The sequence below is a fragment of the Nocardioides aquiterrae genome, from assembly GCF_039526625.1.
GTDB classification, from domain to species: Bacteria; Actinomycetota; Actinomycetes; order Propionibacteriales; family Nocardioidaceae; genus Nocardioides; species Nocardioides aquiterrae.
This window is the reverse complement of sequence record NZ_BAAAJE010000006.1, coordinates 349,998-366,780: the sequence shown is the minus strand read 5'-3', so window position 1 is coordinate 366,780 and position 16,783 is coordinate 349,998. Positions and strand designations below refer to the sequence as shown.

At 71.0% G+C, this 16,783-nt stretch carries 19 protein-coding genes; 9 read left to right on the top strand and 10 right to left on the bottom strand.

Features of this window, described 5'->3' with window-relative positions:
• Window positions 1-15: 15 nt before the first annotated feature.
• Entirely contained in the window at window positions 16-582 is a 567-nt protein-coding gene (locus ABD086_RS08450) for a hypothetical protein (RefSeq protein ID WP_343907046.1), read from the bottom strand.
• A 67-nt stretch (window positions 583-649) separates the two neighbouring features.
• Between ABD086_RS08450 and ABD086_RS08445 the strand changes: the two genes are divergently transcribed.
• Window positions 650-1,246 carry a class I SAM-dependent methyltransferase gene (locus ABD086_RS08445; RefSeq protein ID WP_343907045.1) on the top strand — a complete coding sequence of 199 codons (597 nt, stop codon included), beginning with the start codon at window positions 650-652 and terminating at the stop codon, window positions 1,244-1,246.
• On the opposite strand, the gene ABD086_RS08440 is transcribed toward ABD086_RS08445, so the two are convergent.
• Window positions 1,216-1,704 (bottom strand): GNAT family N-acetyltransferase, encoded by a 489-nt coding sequence (locus ABD086_RS08440; protein WP_343907044.1) that lies wholly within the window; start codon window positions 1,702-1,704, stop codon window positions 1,216-1,218. The genes ABD086_RS08445 and ABD086_RS08440 overlap by 31 nt on opposite strands.
• Window positions 1,697-1,978, bottom strand: coding sequence for a hypothetical protein (locus tag ABD086_RS08435; protein WP_343907043.1), 282 nt, complete (start codon window positions 1,976-1,978; stop codon window positions 1,697-1,699). The genes ABD086_RS08440 and ABD086_RS08435 overlap by 8 nt, the downstream gene beginning before the upstream one ends.
• A 97-nt stretch (window positions 1,979-2,075) precedes the next feature.
• Between ABD086_RS08435 and serC the strand changes: the two genes are divergently transcribed.
• On the top strand, window positions 2,076-3,197 hold the full coding sequence (gene serC / locus ABD086_RS08430) for a phosphoserine transaminase (protein ID WP_343907042.1): 1,122 nt from the start codon (window positions 2,076-2,078) through the stop codon (window positions 3,195-3,197).
• Here serC and ABD086_RS08425 read toward each other — a convergent pair whose 3' ends face one another.
• Window positions 3,198-3,332 (bottom strand): hypothetical protein, encoded by a 135-nt coding sequence (locus tag ABD086_RS08425; RefSeq protein ID WP_343907041.1) that lies wholly within the window; start codon window positions 3,330-3,332, stop codon window positions 3,198-3,200.
• Window positions 3,333-3,462: 130 nt separating this feature from the next.
• Between ABD086_RS08425 and ABD086_RS08420 the strand changes: the two genes are divergently transcribed.
• From ABD086_RS08420 to ABD086_RS08390, 7 genes are all read left to right on the top strand, one after another.
• Window positions 3,463-4,239, top strand: coding sequence for a flavin reductase family protein (locus ABD086_RS08420; protein ID WP_343907040.1), 777 nt, complete (start codon window positions 3,463-3,465; stop codon window positions 4,237-4,239).
• 185 nt (window positions 4,240-4,424) lie between these two features.
• Complete coding sequence (locus tag ABD086_RS08415) at window positions 4,425-6,329, top strand: hypothetical protein (protein WP_343907039.1); 1,905 nt, start codon at window positions 4,425-4,427, stop codon at window positions 6,327-6,329.
• Entirely contained in the window at window positions 6,319-7,596 is a 1,278-nt protein-coding gene (locus ABD086_RS08410) for an MFS transporter (protein WP_343907038.1), read from the top strand. Before ABD086_RS08415 ends, ABD086_RS08410 begins: the two co-directional genes overlap by 11 nt.
• A complete protein-coding gene (locus ABD086_RS08405; RefSeq protein WP_343907037.1) occupies window positions 7,577-9,412 on the top strand; it encodes a WD40 repeat domain-containing protein in 1,836 nt (611 codons plus the stop codon). Before ABD086_RS08410 ends, ABD086_RS08405 begins: the two co-directional genes overlap by 20 nt.
• Before the next feature lie 65 nt (window positions 9,413-9,477).
• The gene (ribA, locus tag ABD086_RS08400) at window positions 9,478-10,029 is read left to right on the top strand and encodes a GTP cyclohydrolase II RibA (RefSeq protein WP_343907036.1); all 552 of its coding nucleotides are present in this window, start codon (window positions 9,478-9,480) and stop codon (window positions 10,027-10,029) included.
• Window positions 10,026-10,970: a formylglycine-generating enzyme family protein gene (locus ABD086_RS08395; protein WP_343907035.1), complete on the top strand. Its 945-nt coding sequence runs from the start codon at window positions 10,026-10,028 to the stop codon at window positions 10,968-10,970. The genes ribA and ABD086_RS08395 overlap by 4 nt, the downstream gene beginning before the upstream one ends.
• Before the next feature lie 218 nt (window positions 10,971-11,188).
• Window positions 11,189-12,355 (top strand): HNH endonuclease signature motif containing protein, encoded by a 1,167-nt coding sequence (locus ABD086_RS08390; protein WP_343907034.1) that lies wholly within the window; start codon window positions 11,189-11,191, stop codon window positions 12,353-12,355.
• A gap of 30 nt (window positions 12,356-12,385) precedes the next feature.
• Here ABD086_RS08390 and ABD086_RS08385 read toward each other — a convergent pair whose 3' ends face one another.
• Genes ABD086_RS08385 through ABD086_RS08360 form a run of 6 tightly spaced genes read right to left on the bottom strand, consistent with a single transcriptional unit; the run spans window position 12,386 to window position 16,748 of the window.
• The gene (locus tag ABD086_RS08385) at window positions 12,386-12,796 is read right to left on the bottom strand and encodes a P-loop nucleotide/nucleoside kinase family protein (RefSeq protein ID WP_343907033.1); all 411 of its coding nucleotides are present in this window, start codon (window positions 12,794-12,796) and stop codon (window positions 12,386-12,388) included.
• 55 nt (window positions 12,797-12,851) lie between these two features.
• Window positions 12,852-13,298, bottom strand: coding sequence for a hypothetical protein (locus ABD086_RS08380; RefSeq protein WP_343907032.1), 447 nt, complete (start codon window positions 13,296-13,298; stop codon window positions 12,852-12,854).
• Window positions 13,295-13,786, bottom strand: coding sequence for a macro domain-containing protein (locus ABD086_RS08375; RefSeq protein WP_343907031.1), 492 nt, complete (start codon window positions 13,784-13,786; stop codon window positions 13,295-13,297). Before ABD086_RS08375 ends, ABD086_RS08380 begins: the two co-directional genes overlap by 4 nt.
• A 4-nt stretch (window positions 13,787-13,790) precedes the next feature.
• Window positions 13,791-14,795, bottom strand: coding sequence for a DNA topoisomerase IB (locus ABD086_RS08370; RefSeq protein WP_343907030.1), 1,005 nt, complete (start codon window positions 14,793-14,795; stop codon window positions 13,791-13,793).
• A complete protein-coding gene (locus tag ABD086_RS08365; protein WP_343907029.1) occupies window positions 14,779-15,552 on the bottom strand; it encodes a hypothetical protein in 774 nt (257 codons plus the stop codon). Before ABD086_RS08365 ends, ABD086_RS08370 begins: the two co-directional genes overlap by 17 nt.
• Entirely contained in the window at window positions 15,552-16,748 is a 1,197-nt protein-coding gene (locus ABD086_RS08360) for a class I SAM-dependent methyltransferase (protein WP_343907028.1), read from the bottom strand. Before ABD086_RS08360 ends, ABD086_RS08365 begins: the two co-directional genes overlap by 1 nt.
• Window positions 16,749-16,783 lie beyond the last annotated feature (35 nt).

Below are 16,783 nucleotides of genomic sequence, written 5' to 3'. Positions count from 1 at the left end.
GAAGAGATCGTAGGTCTAGACCAGTCCCCGCGTGGTCTTTTCCAGATAGCTCATCCCCCGCGGGGACACCTCGTAGCCGACGTCGAAGCTGCGGGTCAGCCCGAGGTTCTTGAGCTTGCGGACGTCGACCTTGAACGGGTCGCGCTCGCGACCCATCTCGGCGGCCAGGTCCGGCGCCCGGGTGTGCGGGCGACGCCGGATGAGGTCGAGGGTGGCCATCGTCCACGGGCCGTGGCTGCTGGCGCGGTCGAGCCGCTCGAGCCTCGCGTCGATCGCGGCGACGTCGTCGTCGGTGAGGTCGGCGCTCTCGCGGAGGGCGACCCGCGGGTCCGGCCCGGCCCAGGACAGCGTCACCCGGTACGTCGGGAGCTCCCCGCCCCGCTCGTCGGGAGGGGTCTTGTCCAGCTGCGTGCGGAGCCGCGCGGCGTCCGGCCAGCCGGCCTGCCGGGCCTCCTCGTCGGTGATGTCCGTGACGACCTCGACGACCTCGACGGCCTCGACGCGGACCACGCCGGCGACCGTGCGGAACTCCGAGCCGGGCTGCACGTCCTGCCTGCGCCAGCGCCGGAACGCGAGCGTCACCGAGCCGTCGGCGACGCCGTGGGCGACTTTCGGGGCAGCAGCACGAACACCAACATAGGGTCGGGTTGTGAGCTCTCGGGACAGTGACATGTGGGACGCCGAGGCCCCGGCCTTCGACGAGGAGCCCGACCACGGCCTGCACGACCCCGTCGTCCGCGACGCCTGGCGGAGCCTGCTGCGGTCGCTGCTGCCGCCCATCCCGTCGCGCGTGGCCGACCTGGGCTGCGGCACCGGCAGCCTGTCCCTGCTGCTGGCGGAGGACGCGCACCGGGTCGACGGCGTCGACTTCTCCGCCGAGATGGTCCGGCGGGCGCAGGCCAAGGCCGGCACCTTCCCGGGTGTCACGTTCGCGATCGGCGACGCGTCCGCACCCGCGCTCCCGGCCGCGACGTATGACGTGGTCCTGTGCCGGCACGTGCTCTGGGCGCTGCCCTCCCCCGCGACCGCGCTGTCGCGGTGGGTGGACCTGCTGGTGCCCGACGGCCGGATGATCCTCGTCGAGGGGTCGTGGTCGACCGGCGCCGGGCTGACCGGGGCGGAGACGGTCGCGCTGGTCGAGGGCGCCGGGCTGGAGGCGACACTGCAGCCGTTGCCGGACGAGGCCTACTGGGGCGGGCGGATCGACGACGAGCGCTACGTCGTGGTCGGCAGGCGCCGGGCGTAGCACCGCGAGAGCGGCGCGTCCTGGTAGAAGCCGAACGCGGGGATCGGCACGTAGCCGCTGGACTCGTACAGCGCGATGGCCTCCGGCTGGGCGAGGCCGGTTTCCAGGACGACCACGTCGACGCCGTACGCCGCCACGTCGGCCTCGAGGTGCGCGAGCATCCGGCGGGCGAGGCCGCGACCCCGAGCCGACGGCGAGACGTACATGCGCTTGACCTCAGCGGCCTCGGCGCTGCCGAGGGCCGCGACGTCGGACCGCCGCCAGGCGCCGGTGGCGACCGGCCGGCCGCCGTCGTACGCGACGAAGAAGCTGCCCGCGGGCGGCTCGAACATGAGCGGGTCGAGCGGGGTCTCGTCGCGGCCGCCGTAGCGGACGACGTACTCGGCCTGGACCTCCTCGATCAGCAGCAGCGCGTCCGGGTGCCCGTAGCCGACCCGGCGGATCTCGAGCTCAGCCAACCGGCGGCCCGTCCTGCCGCCGTCCCGACTCGATGGTGACCCGGTAGCCGCCGTTCGCCCGCAGGGTCGCGACCCGGGTGAAGACGACGATGCCGAACCCGATCACCGCGGCGAGGCCGCCGCCGGCGAAGAGGAACATCGGGCCGTTGTCGTCGGACATCGGGTCGGTGTCGGCGAACTGCGCGAAGCCGACGGCCACGCAGACCAGTCCGGCCAGTAGGACCAGCGATCCCAGGACGATCAGCAGCGTCTGTCCGGTCGTGCGATTGGTCATGGTTCGAATCCCCCGAGGTCGTCGATGCTGTGGATGACACACTAGGCACACTGACAGCGTGGTCAGAAGCACCGCCTCGCTCTCACGGAAGGTTGTCATGACCGACGCACCGCAGATCCCCCGCGACCTCCTCCCCGCCGACGGCCGCTTCGGCGCCGGCCCCTCGAAGATCCAGGTGTCGCACCTCGACGCCCTGGCCGCGACCGGCACGTCACTGATGGGCACGTCGCACCGCCAGGCGCCGGTGCGGTCACTCGTGGGCCGGGTCCGTTCGGGGCTGGCCTCGCTCTTCTCGCTCCCGGACGGCTACGAGGTCGTCCTGGGGAACGGCGGCGCGACGGCGTTCTGGGACATCGCGACGTTCGGGCTGATCCGGGAGCGGTCGCAGCACCTGTCGTTCGGGGAGTTCTCGTCGAAGTTCGCCGCGGCCGCAGCCGCGGCCCCGTGGCTCGCGGCCCCGTCGGTGATCGCGTCCGAGCCGGGGTCCGCCCCGGTCGCCGTCGCCGAGGACGGCGTCGACGTCTACGCCTGGGCGCACAACGAGACCTCGACCGCGGTGATGGCGCCGGTGGTGCGCCCTGCGGGCGCCGGGCCGGACTCGCTGGTGCTGATCGACGCCACCTCGGGCGCCGGCGGCCTGCCGGTCGACGTGCACGAGGCCGACGTCTACTACTTCGCGCCGCAGAAGTGCTTCGCCTCCGACGGCGGGCTGTGGATCGGGCTGTTCTCGCCGGCGGCGCTCGACCGGGCCGCTGAGATCGCCGGGTCCGACCGGCACATCCCGGCGTTCTTCGACCTGCCGACGGCGATCTCGAACTCCGCGCTCAACCAGACCTACAACACCCCCGCGCTCGCCACGCTGTTCCTCATGGCCGAGCAGCTGGACTGGATGAACCAGTCCGGCGGGCTGCCCGCGATGGTCGAGCGGACCACCTCGTCGTCCGACATCCTCTACACCTGGGCCGAGAAGTCGCCGTACGCCTTCCCGTACGTCACCGACCCCGCGCACCGCTCGCTGGTGATCGGGACGATCGACTTCGAGGAGTCGGTGGACGCGGCGGCCGTCGCGGCGACCCTGCGCGCCAACGGCATCGTCGACACCGAGCCCTACCGCAAGCTCGGCCGCAACCAGCTCCGCATCGCGATGTACCCCGCCGTCGAGCCCTCGGACGTCGAGGCGCTCACGCACTGCATCGACTGGGTCGTCGAGAACCTGTAGTCAGTCGTCACCGGGATCGGGGTCGGGGTCGCTCGCCGGCTCCGAGTCCGGGTCGAGCTGCTCGGTGTCCGGCTCCTTCCCGTCCGGCGTCGGCGGCTCGGAGTCCTGGTCGTGTCCGTACGGCTCGCGGGTCATGGGGTCGGGGTACCCGCTCCTCGCCCTGGGCTCACGTGGTCGCCCGCCGGCCCGACCCTTGTCACCGACGAACCGGCGGACTTAGCATCGCGGCCAGTGGGACCATCTGGTCGTCACGGCTGTCTCGGGGATGACAATGGCAGATCTTTCGTTAGCCGACCCGCTCTGGAAGAAGTCCACGTCCACCGTCGGACTGGTGGTCACCACCGACGGATCGCTGGTCAACGTGATGGCGGCGGAGTGGACCTACTTCGTCGCCAAGGACCCGATCATGGTCGCCGTCGTCCTGCACGAGTCGAACTGGACCACCGCGCGGATCGCCGGGCTCTCGGAGTTCAGCGTCACGCTGTGCAGTGAGGCTCAAGCGGGGGTGGCCGACTTCTGCGGGAGCTTCTCCGGGGCGGACGTTCGCAAGACGTCCTCGGAGGACCTGTCGCTCAGGGACCCGGTCGTCATCTCCACGCCCTGGGTCGCCGATGGGGTGATGGCGCTCGAGTGCACCATCGAGCGGCGGGTCGGGCTTCCCCACTACACCATGGTCATCGGGCGGGCGGAACACGTCCACGGTGTCCGGGAGTCTGCGCCCCCGCTCGTCAAGCACGACGCGATGTACTCCCTCGGAGACGCGATATCCCGACGACAGGTCACCGTCGGCGCCGCGCAGCTGGACCACGGCCTGCGGGTGTGCGCCGTCTGCGACCCCCACGCCTCCCGCGAGGCTCCGTACGAGGTGGCTCTGCTCGGAGACAGAGGGGAGGTGGTGGCGAAGCAGTCGATCCTCCCGGACGAGTACGGCGATCTCGACTGCTTCTTGCCCGTGCCTCCGGTCGGTCCCGGCCCAGTCCGCCGCGTCGCGGTGAGCCGCGCCGGCTACGACACCGGATTCGCGACGCTCCCGTCGGGCTAGTCCCGGTCACCCCCCGCCGCCGCGATCAACACCGTCACCGACGAGTAGCGGAAGGAGGGATCGCCATGCGCAAGCCGAAGCGCCGCTTCGTGACATCTACCCGGTGAACCACGGGGTGGCGGCGCCCTGGTGCGTCGCCACCCCCCACTCCGATACCTCCAGCCGCGACACACGAGGTGGTCACCATGCTGGTAACAGAGCGAATCTGTCGGATCCTCCGCACGCCCGGCGGCGATGTCGTCGCTTCCGATGCGGTCGGCAGGATCCACCTTCTCGACCCCGACCTGAACGTGCTGCGGAGCTCGCCGGTGAACCGGTCGACGACGCCGTTCTACGCCGTGCTGCTGGCGGGCGACTGGGTCGTCGGACGCGACAAGCTCGGGAACATCGCGCGCTGGGACGTGCGCACCCTGGAGATGACGCACTGGATCGAGACGAGGTCGGCCAGTGACGAGGCGGGGCTCTGGGAGGACGAGGAGCCATCGCTCACCATCTCCCGGGGGATCGTCGAGCTCGACGGCAACATCTACGCGAACAACGGCTTCATGCAGGTGGTGGTCCTGGACCTCGAGTCGTTCTCTGTCGTCGACGTACGTTCCTCACCCAGTGGCGACGTTCCCATCGAGTGGATGTGCGTGGACCTTCCCGACGTCCATGCGGTGACCGACAAGCAGGGCAATCTCTACCTCGGGGACCTGCGCACCAACAGCTTCCCGACGACCCTCAGCCTCGACGAGGACGCCAACCTCCATCGGGTCCGCTACGACCGACTGCACCATCGGTTCTGGGTGATCCAGGACGAGGGCAGTGGCGAGACCGCCCTGATCTCCAACGGCGTCGTCACCGTCACCCCAGACGGCCGCGTCGACCAGGAGGAGCGTTTCGCGCTCGACGACATCGAGTGCCTCGAGATCTCTGGGGACGGCACGAGGGTGTACGCCGCCGGGTTCGACGGCGTCATCGAGGAGTTCGACAACAGCGGGCCCGAGCTACGACGGACGCGATGCATCGGTCCGTTCTCGCACCAGGTCTCCGACCTGGCCCTCGCGGACGACGGCAGCATCTACGTGCTGTGCCAGAACGGCGTCCTCACCAGGATCGACGGCGCCGGCAGGGTCCTGGCTCAGCTGGACTTCACGCCGCACTGCCTGTGGGACGTCGACCGCATCACCACGGGGCCCGACCAGCACGCCGTCCTGCACTTCGCCTCCGACCACGGCGTCGTGTCCGCCGTTCCGACGTCGTGCAAGGTGGGGCCGCCGACCTTGTCGGTCGTGTCGACTCTCCAGACCGGACTGGGATTCAGTCGCCGGGTCAGGACGTTCTCCGACGGCGACGGGGTGGTCATCGGCCGTAGCGGCACGGTCGCGCGCTACGGCGACGGCGGCATCAGGTGGGCGCACCCGGTCGGCGGGATCGTCCACGACCTGTCGGTGTCGGCCGATGAGGCGCGGGTTGCCATCGCGGCCAACTGCGGCGCGTTCGAGCTCCGGGCCGCCGACGGTGGGCAGCTCGCGCGCCACGACATCGACGGTTCCCCGGTCTGGGCCTGCTCCTACCTCGACGGCGGGGACCTCGTGCTCAGCACGAGAGCGGGCAGGTCGGTCGTCCTGACGCCCGACCGACAGGTCCGTCTCCGCTTCGAGATCGGGGACTTCCCGAAGCGGATGTGGCAGCACTCCGAGCGGACGCTCACGGTGACCGGGGGAGGCGGCATCCGGCAGTTCGACCTCACGACCGGCGAGCTGATCGCCCACTTCAGGGAGTCGCTCTCCAACACCGCGGAGAACGCGATCTTCCATCACGGGTTCGTCTACGTCGTCACCTACGACTCGCAGCTGGCGGTGTTCCGCGAGGAGGGGGAGTTCCTGGGCGTCCTCGAGGGAGTGTTGCCGGACTTCCCCAAGGCCCTCACGATCCTTCCCCACCCCTCGGGGGTCGACCACCTCGTGGTCGGGGGCCGTGGGGGCTACCTGTCCACGTTCCGACTCTCGGAGGACGGGACTCCGGTGCCGACGTCCACGACCTGGCTTCGCGACGTCGGCGCGTCTGTTCCGACGAGCTACCCCGTCAGGCGTCATGCCTCCTGACGACGCACCCGCACGGGACACCGGCCTGGCCGCGCCCAGCCCGTGGCGCATCCCGCGGTTCCGCTGGTTCGCCGCCGGCAACACGATCAACAACGTCGGGGAGGGCATCTACGACATCGCCCTACCCCTCCTCGTCTACGGCCAGACGGGGTCTGTCGTCGTCATGGGCATCGTCGCGGCGCTCACGCCGGGCACCTTGCTCCTGGGGCCGGCCCTGGGGGCACTGGCGGACAAGGGCGGCGCCGGACGACTTCTGGTGGTGGGGCTGGTGGTCCAGCTGGCAGCCGCCGTCGTCCTCAGCACTCTGGTCTCGACGCACCACCTGGGCCTGGGCCCGTTCCTCGCGCTCGCCGTCGTCCTCCAGGTGGCCGGCGCCGTCTATCGCGTCGGCTGGATGACCGGTGTCCCCGAGATGTTCCCGGAGTCACCGGTGCGAGCACGCGGCTCCTTGTCCAGCCTGTTCATCGCCACCACGATCGTGGGGCCTCTCCTCGTCGCTGTCCTGCTGCCCCTGGTCGGCTACTCCGGCCTGCTGTGGATCAACTGCCTGACCTTCGTGGCCCCCCTCCTCGTGCAGGCGTCCGGTATCCGCCCAGCTCCACGCCCCTGGCAGTCAGGGGTCAAGGGGATCGTCCTCGATGGCATGAGGGTGGGGTTCGCCACCCTCCGCGGTGACGCCAGGTTGCGCAGACTCACCGTGCTCATGCTTCCGTTCGACTTCGTCGAGTCGGCAGCCGTCCCCGCGCTTGCCCTGTACCACCTGCGCGACACGCTCCAGGTGTCCGCGAGCGCGGTGGCGACGCTCTTCGCGGTGATGAACGTCGCGGCGCTGGTCGGCTCGTTGGCCGTGTCCGAGCGGCGCGTCTTCGATCCCGTACGCGTGGTCAGCATCATCACGGTGGCGTCCGCCTTGGCACTCGTGGGCGCTTCCGTGCCGGTCGTGGCGGTCGTCGTGGCCGCCCTGACCATCCTCATGCTCCTGAGCGGCGCGGCGGGCTCTGCCCAGTCGATGATGGTCGTGCACTTCGTGCCTCAGGAGGTGTTCGGTCGGTCTTCCGGGGTGCTGCGCCTGATCCACGGTGTCCCCGCTGTGCTCGGGCCGCTGGCGGTAGCGGCCCTCGTGCCGTGGCTGGGCACCACGGCGGTCTTCGTGATCTTGGCACTGATGGCCGTCACGAGCGCCGCCGCGATGCTCCTCGCGCGCCCGTCGAGCAAGAACCCGTCGCAAGGAAGGGAGCCCACCTCGCATGAAGTCGATCGAGCTTGATCTTCCGGCAGTAGGACACACTGCCCCCATCACGAGTGTCGCCCTCGGGTTCGACGGCCGCCTGGCCACCGGGTCCTACGACGGCACCGTGGTCGTGTGGCCGGACGCCACCTCGGCGGGGTCGTCCCGCCTCGTCCTGAGGCACCGGCGGCTGGTGAACTCGGTGGCCTGGAACCCGATCTCCGCCAGCATCCTGGCTTCGGGCTCCGCCGACAAGACCGTGGCCATCTGGGACGTCTCTGCGCCGTCGACCCCTCTGCTGGCCGTGCTCTCGCGCCACACGGACGACGTCAACAGCGTGAGCTGGATGCCCGACGGCCGGCGTCTGGTGTGCGTGTCGGAGGACGGTCACGTCACGATGTGGGACACGACGACGTCCAGGCTGATCGGGAACCTGGGCGCACACCGAGCCCATTGCATGGCCGCCTCCGTCAACTGCTACGGCGACATCGCCAGCGTCGGGGAGGACGGTCTCGTGCGGGTCACGCCCGATCCCGCCGACCTCGGAGGAGATGGGAGCGGATCGATCGCGCGCAGCTTCGACTCCTCCATCGAGGGCTGTGCCTGGTCTGCCGACGGCGAGCTCCTCGGCCTGGCCCTCGACGACGGCTCGCTCGAGATCGTCGGCAGGGGTGATCTCGCAACGGTCGAGCGTTACGAGCTGTCCACGAGCGCCGTGCGATCGGTGGCCTGGGGCTCGGGCGACCGAGACCTGATCGCGGGAACCTACGACGGCGGCGTCTACCAGATCGACCGCGAGGCCGGCACGGTGCGACGTAGCTCGAACGACCGAGCGTGGCCACGCTCGGTCGCCGTGCACGACGACCTCGTCGCAGTGGGCAGCTTCTCCTCTCGTCCGCAGCTCTACTCGCGGGCCGGTGCGGCCGCCACCATCACCCCGCAGGGGACAGGGGTTCGGGGTCCCAACGCCGTCGTGGTGTCCGGGGAGATTGTCGCCATCGGGACCGACTCCGGAGAGGTGGTCGTCCTCAGGTTGGCCGATCTCGCCGAGGTGACGGTCGTGAAGGTCGGCGACAGCCCCGTCCTCGGTCTGGCAGCGGAGGGCGACCGCATCTTCGGTACGACGTACTCGGGGTTGGTGTTCCGGCTCTCCCCGTCGGGGCTGTCGGTCATCCCCGAGAGACTCGGCGCGCCTCTCCCGTCGGCAGCCGCGGTGGGCGGACGGGTGTTCGTCGGCAGCTACGGGGGCGAGCTCATCTCCCTCGACGCCGACACGCTGGAGGTCGTGGGACGGGAGGTTGTGCACGAGGGGTCGATCAAGTCGTTGGCCGCACTCCGTGACGGTCGCCTCCTGTCCGCCTCCACCGATCACTGTGTCTCCGTCTCGGACGGTCGCGCCCCGACCCGGCGGGACCTCTGGCGGCACGGCAACCTCGTCAACGCGGTGGCGCAGCTCGACAGCTTCCTCGTCGCCAGCGCCTCTCGCGACCGAACAGTTCGGGTCGGAGAGCTGCCGCCCTCGGGCGTCGATGCGCGGCCGCAGGTGCTGCTCGGCCCGGACGAGTCGATCAAAGCCGTCGCGATCATCGGCTCCGCCGATGAACCGGTGGTGGTCGCTGGGTCCTACGACTTCGGGCTCTACGTGTGGCGGGTCGATCTCGGCGGCGGTCCGCCCGGCCAGCTCACGACAGGGACCCGGTTCGACAGCCTGCACCAGGCTGTCTCCGCGATCGCGGCTGCCGGGCCCGACCAGTTCGTCGTGGCCGGATGGGACCGACAGATCCGCCGCTACGAGACATCGGCCGACGGGATGCCCCACGTGGCCGCCGCCACGACACTCGGGTACGAGACGTGAGTACGGCGCCAGTCGGGGTGCGGACGCGCGTCCCGTGCCGGTTGCAGCCTCGCCCCTGGCTGTGCGTGGAGGCTGAGATCGTCAGCTTCGACAACCTGCCCTCCGGAGCCGAGCACATCGCCATCGTGCACGGCGGCCTTCGACCAGGGTGCCTGGTCCGCGTGCACTCGGAATGCCTGACCGGGGACGTCTTCGGTTCAACCCGTTGCGACTGCGGCGACCAGTTGCGAGAGTCCTTGGAGCTGATTGCCGAGAAGGGTGGCGTAATTCTCTACATGCGACAAGAGGGACGAGGCATCGGGCTGTACAAGAAGCTGGAGGCGTACCTGATCCAGGACGCCGGTGCCGACACGTTCTCCGCGAACGAGGCGCTCGGACGTCGGGCCGACGAGCGCACCTACGGGGAGTGCGCGACCATGCTGCGCGCCCTGGGCTTGGACGAGATCGAGCTGATGACCAACAACCCGTCGAAGATCGAGTCCCTGCGGCGATCCGGCATCACCATCGCCAGGGTCCGCTCCACCGGGGTCCACCTCACGCCGGAGAACGCCGACTACCTGCAGCAGAAGGCGACGATCGCTGGTCACAGCCTCGCCCTCGGACGGGAGACCGCGTGACCAGTACTGCCGGTGAAGCCCACTTCTCGGTCCTGCTTCCCTTGGCTCTGCAGCCCGTTCTCCGGCCTCCGCCATCGCTCGACCGGTGCCGCGCGCTGCTCGAGTCGGACGCGGGACCGCCCGGGTCGCGGATCGCCGCGGGGTCGGTGCTCGGCCTCCACGGCGACAGCCGAGCGCCTCGGATCCCGCACCTCACGCGAGTGCCGGGTGGGTCGTTGCGGATGGGGACTCCCGAGTCAGAGGTCGACTCGGTCGTGGAGTCGTGGCGACACGTCGGGGTCGAACGGGCGTGGATCGCCAAGGAGACGCCGGCGCACGTCGTGGAGGTGGGGACGTTCTGGCTGGGAACCTACCCGGTGACGAACTACCAGTACGCGTGCTTCCTGGACGAGGCCGGACACGCTGGCGCGCGCCCCTCGACCTGGCTTCTCGGTGCCTACCCCTGGGATCGGTCGAACCACCCCGTCGCCGGGGTGAGTCTGCCGGACGCGGAGGCCTACTGCCGTTGGCTCGGTGAGCAGACAGGTGTCCCGATCCGCCTACCGTCGGAGGAGGAGTGGGAGTACGCGGCGCGTGGGACGGACGGCCGGGAGTTCCCCTGGGGCCAGCAGTTCCGTGCCGACGCGGCGAACGTGCGCGAGTTCGGGCTCACCACGACCAGCCCGATCGGATCGTTCCCGGCTGGGCGGTCCTGGTGCGGGGTGTGGGACCTCGCCGGCAACGTCGAGGAGCTCACCTCCACCATGTACCACGCGTACGACCGTGGCGTCCGGGTCGCGGACGACCTGGCTGAGCTGCTCGGCGACTACCCCGTCACCCGAGGCGGGAGCTTCTCTCGCTTCGGCGACCTCGCCCGGTGCGCCCGCCGCCACGGCCCGCATCCGGGCGAGCTGTATCCCTCCGGCTTCCGGGTGGCCGCGGACGCGGGACCCGGCGCGTAGCGCGGATCCTCGCGAGCACCGCGTCCCGCGGCTGGCCAGGCAACGGGCGCACGGTGGTCGAGGTGCGAGGCGCGCCAGCGCCGAGCCTCGAAATGAAACCACCACCCCGAGAACGCCCGAAACTTTGCCTGACGAATTTCCCGAAGTGGGCCACATTCCCTGTGGATACAGGGGAATCTCCGCATCCCACTGTCGGTGGCCAGTGCTTGAGTAGACCCATGAGCATCCCGTCGGTCACCCGCGAACAGCAGGTGATCGACGCCGCCCGCACGACCCGGGCGGCGATCACCGACCTGGAGATCCAGCAGCTGCGGCAGGCGGTGGAGTGGGTGGAGCTGCACCCCGGCGACCAGGTCGACACCAGCATCGCGTGGGGGATGCGGGACCTGGAGATCGCCGGCGACGGCGCCCCCACGATCGACGAGGGCGCGGTCGCGGAGTTCGCGCTCGCGATCGGGGTGTCCACCGACTCCGGGCGGCTGTACCTCGGCGACGCGGTGGAGCTGAAGCACCGGCTCCCACGGATCTGGGCCAAGGTCACCGCCGGGGTGGTGCCGGTGTGGAAGGCCCGCAAGGTCGCCCAGGCCACCCGCTCCCTCCCCGAGGAGGGTGCGGCGTTCGTGGACCGGGCGCTGTACTTCGTGCTGAAGAAGTGTTCGTTCGCCGAGATCGACCGGCAGGTCGACAAGGCCCGCGCCGAGTTCGACCCCGAGGCCGCCGAGGAACGCCGCCGCAAGGCCGCGGAGAAGCGGCGCTTCGACGTGCACCTGCGCGACATGACCCACGGCGGGCTGGTCCCGGTCACCGGGATGCTCGACCTGGCCGACGCGGTCGCCCTGAACGAACGGATCGCCGCCAAGGCCGCCACCCTGGACCCCGCCCTACCCCTGGACGTACGCCGCGCGGCCGCCGCCGGGATGCTCGGCGACACCGACCAGGGCCACGACGTGACCATCTACGCCCACCTGCGCCCCGACCAGGCGATGGTCGACGTGGACAACACCCGGTCGGTGATCACTCCCGAGCACCTGAAGGAGTGGTGCCAGGCCGCGGGCACCACGGTGACCGTGAAGCCGGTGATCGACCTCAACGAGGAGATCACCACCGACTCCTATCAGCCCACCGAACGACAGAAGGAGCAGACCCGGCTGCGGTGGCCGACCTGCCCCTTCCCGCACTGCGACCGCCCCTCGTGGCGCCAAGGTCCGAACGCGGACAACGACCACATCGTCGAGTGGCCCGCCGGCGCCACCACCACCTCGAACCTGGCGCCGCCGTGCCGTGGGCACCACCGGCTCAAGACCTTCACCGCCTGGGCCTACCGCCGCATCCCCGGCCTCGGCTGGGAGTGGACCTCACCGCTCGGCCACCGACATATCGGCTGACCACGACCCCAGCGACTAGGGTCGCTGGGGTCACACGCATGGCCGGACGAAAGGAGCGGGGATGCCGACGCCACCGACCCTGTTCCTCACCGTCGGGCTGCCGGTAGCGGGAAGACGACGGACGCACGCCGCCTCGAAGCCGAGGAGCAGGCGCTGCGACTCACGAAGGACGTGCCAGGTCGTGTGCGGCTCCTCGGTCTGTCGCCGGTCCAGACGCCTGCGCTGCTCGGCACGGTCGAGCTCGAGGTAGCGCATCGCCACGGTCGCCCCGACGTCCGCGGCGGCCTGGCGCAGCGCGGTCCGCTCGTCGCGGGCCCACAGTCCGAAGTCGACGACGACGTTGATGCCCAGCCGGAGTGCGCGGAGCGCAATCGCGATGAGCCGGCCCTCGATGACGTCCGACGCCTCGGGCGGGTTCGCCTCTCCGTAGAGGGCCTTCACCCACTCGCAACCTGGGATGACTGGCGCGGCACCGTTGGCCGGCGGCCGTGCCGACTCAGGGGCCCGCGGGCTCGTAGGTTCCCTCCGGCGTCTCCAGCCGCGTCGGGCCGTCGTCGCCGAGCGTGATCGTGCGATCGCCGAACGTCGCCGTGCCGTCGCCGAGCGGCACCTCGCGCGGCTTCTCGCCGTGCCGGCCCGCGCGCCAGGAGCCCTTGCGGCCGTACCACCAGAGGGTGCCGTCGTCGTCCTGGACCCAGTAGTCGGTGGTGTAGCGGTTGCCGAGCGCCCAGGTGACGGCCGAGGCGTTGGCCCCGTCGATGGCGTAGGTCTCGTCGACGGGGATCAGGATCAGCTTGCCGCCCGGGCCGTGGAAGGCGCGGGCGTTCCCGGGCGCCAGGCCCAGCCACGAGTCGGGAGCGACCACCGGATCCGTCGGTTCGGACGACGAGGACGAGCAGCCGGTGACCAGGGCGAGCAGCAGCGCCGCGAGCAGGAGCCTCACAGCGCGGCGCGGATCTGCTCGTAGGTCGCGGCGTCGAAGGCGACGAGGCGGGCCTCGGTGACGGAGGTGGTGGCGGAGCGGAAGACCTCGAGGGGGGCGGCGATGGCGTCCTGCTTCGGCCAGCCGTAGATGCCGGCGGAGACCAGGGGGAACGCGACGGTGGCGGCGCCGAGCGAGTCGGCCACCTCGAGGGCGCGGGAGTAGCAGGAGAGGAGGAGCGCGCGGTCGCGCTCGCCGGCGCGGTAGTTCGGCCCGACGACGTGGATCACCCAGCGCGCGGCCAGGTCGCCCGCCGTCGTCCAGCCGGCGTCACCGGTGGCCAGCCCCGACGGGTACCGGGAGACGCAGTCGGCGAGCACGGCGGGTCCGCCGGCCCGGTGGATGGCCCCGTCGACGCCGCCACCGCCGCGCATGCCCCGGTTGGCGGCGTTGACCACCGCGTCGACGTCCTGCGCCGTGATGTCGCCCTGGACGACGGTGATGTCCACGGGGTCAAGAATCGCGGATCAGCTTGAGAGTTGCACGCTCCAGGGCGGCCTGCCGCTCGTCGGGGTTCGCGTACTCGCGCCCGGTGGCCCGCGAGATCGTCTTCCCCTCGGTGTAGGCGTCGATCACCCGCGGGTCGACGTACGACGAGCGCGCCAGCGTGGGCGTGTTGCCGAGGAACGAGGAGACCTCCTTCATCGCGCCGGCGACCGCCCGCTTCTGCGACGCCGCGGAGTGTCCCGGCTCGGGCGACTCGGCGAGCGCGGCGGCCGCGAGCACGGTCGCGTGCCAGGTGCGGAAGTCCTTCGCCGTGGCCTCCAGACCGGTCGACGCCCGGACGTACTCGTTGACCAGCTCGGAGAGCAGCGACCGCCAGCCGCGGCCGTTCTTGTACGCGAGCAGCCGGAGATCCTCCCCGCGCCGACGCCGCATGATCTCGATCGCCTCCACCACGGTGATGTCGTCGATCTCGATCCGGTGGTCGACGCCGGACTTCCCCGTGAACGTGAACACCAGCGCGTTCTGGCGCTTCCGCACGTGCCGCCGCTCCAGCGTCGTGAGCCCGAAGGAGCCGTTGGTGTCGGCGTACACGTCGTTGCCGATCCGGAAGTACCCCAGGTCCAGCAGCCGGACGGCGGCCGCGCACGCCCGCTCCAGCGGCATCCCCTCGCGCCCGAGGTCGGCCACGACCAGCTCGCGCGCCTTGGTCAACGCGCGGCCGAAGAGCAGCATCCGGTCGAACTTCTCCGCGTCCCGGCGGGCCCGCCAGTCCGGGTGGTAGAGGTACTGCCGCCGGCCCGCGTCGTCGGTGCCGACGGCCTGCAGGTGCCCGTTGTCGTACGGCGTGACCCAGACGTCGGTCCACGCGGGCGGGATCACCAGGTCCCGGATCCGCTGGGCGTCCTCCTCCGGGAGCCGGTTGCCGTCCTGGTCGAGGTAGACGAAGCCGCGCCCGGCCCGCCGCCGGGTCCACCCCGGCTGGTCGGGAGAGGTCCTACGCAGCCGCACCATGGCCGGCAAGTAGCCGCGCGGCCCTCGTGACAAACCCGTCCAGCCAGCCCCACACCGACACGGCCACCGACCGCAGCACCTGGCTGTGCGCGCCCTCCGAGCTCACGTGCACCCAGCCGTCACCGTCCACCGCGATCCCCTCGCCCTGCGGCTGGTCCGGGAGGCGGAAGGACGCGATCTTCCGGTGCCCGGGGTAGGTGTAGACCGCGGCGGTGCCGTAGTCCCGCAGCACGTAGTGGCGCCCGTCGGGGAAGAACGCGCCGTCGGTGACGAGGCCCATCGTGCGGGTGACCTTCTCCAACTCGTTCGGGTGCGCGGCCGAGAGCCGCTTCGGCGCCGCGTAGACCGTGCCGCCGAAGAGGTCCTTGGTCGCGACCAGCAGCCGCCCGTCCGGGGCGGCGAGCAGCGCCTCGGCGTCGTGCGCACCGTCGGGGTAGACGAGCTGGTACGCCGGCGGCGTGACCGTCCGGTCCCCCGGCCCGAACGGCACCCGCACCACGGTGACCGACGGCCGCGACCCGGTGTTGTCGCCGAGATCGCCGACCCACACCTCGCTCGGGCTCGCGGGCGCGAGCGCCTCGACGTCGGTCGGCGGCAGCGACCACGAGGTCACGCCCACGGTCCTCCCGGTGGCGTCGACCGTGAAGATCCGTCCGCTGTCGCCGGAGTCGTTGGTCGTCACGAACAGCCCGTCGCTCACGACCAGGCCGCTGGACTCGACGATCGCCGGGTCCTGGAACGTGAAGTCCGCGAGCATCAGCCCAGCAGCTCGGCCAGCTTCGGGTGCAGACCCCAGGTGCCGACGAGCTCGTCGTACTCCTTGCGCACCGAGCCGCCCTTCACGGGCGAGCCGGTGCGGACCGCGCGCAGCATGGTGTTGCGCGGCGTGTGCTGGCTCTCGACGAACTGCACCACGTCGACGCGGTAGCCCTGCTGCCGCATCAGCGACGCCCGCAGCCCGTCGGTCAGCGTGTCCGCGAGCCGCTCGCGGAGGATGCCGTGCCGGGTGAGCATGGCGTACGGCGCGGGCGTCGGCGCCTTGCGCAGCTGGGCCGCGATGTCGTGGTGGCAGCACGGCGCGGCCAGCACCAGCTGCGCGCCCCACGCGACCGCCCGGGCGAGCGCCTCGTCGGTCGCGGTGTCGCAGGCGTGCAGCGCCAGCACCACCTCCGGCGCCGGGTCGAGCTCGACGCCGCCGATGGTCCCGACCACGAACTCAGCGTCGACGCCGAGGTCGCGGGCGACCGCGCTGTTGTGCTCGCGCGACTGGTCCTTGACGTCCACCCCGGTCAGCCGCACCGGGAGCTTCTGCGAGAGGTACCGCTCGGCGGCGAAGGTCAGGTAGGCGTTGCCGCACCCGAGGTCGACGATCCGCAGCGGGTCCTCGGCCGTGGGCCGGCGCAGGTGGCCCTTGTCCAGCGCGTCGGTGATCGAGGCGTCGAGCAGCCGCAGGAACTCCTCCACCTGCCGGTACTTGGCCTGCCGGCTCGGCTTGAGCCGCCCGTCCTTGTCGGAGATCCCGAGCGCGACGAACACCGGGTCGTCCTCGGGCAGCAGCCGGGACTTGTCGCGGTCGTGCCCGCGGTCGGCCTCGACCGGCGCCGCGCGCTCGGTGGTGTGCACGACCGCCTCGAGCTTCTTGGTGACCCGGAGCTGGTGGGTCTCGGTGGTCGTGTCGACGTGCCAGTTGCCGAACGGCTCGTCGAGCAGCGCGTCGACCGCGTCCCGGGACGCGTCGCCTTCCGCGTGGTTGGCCGTGTGCGCCTGCGTGGCGTCGTACGTCGTGATCTGCAGGTGCCGGCCGGACTTGAGGTCGACGTACCGCAGCTCGGCGCGACGCCAGGTCGGCTGCTCCCCCTTCTGCCGGCCGGAGGCCACCGCCTTCACCAGCACGTCGGGGTCGAGGATCAGCCCGCGCAGCCGGTTCAGCTCGCGCAGCAGCGGCTCGGCCATGGCTACTTCACCACCGCCGCGATGACGACGATGAC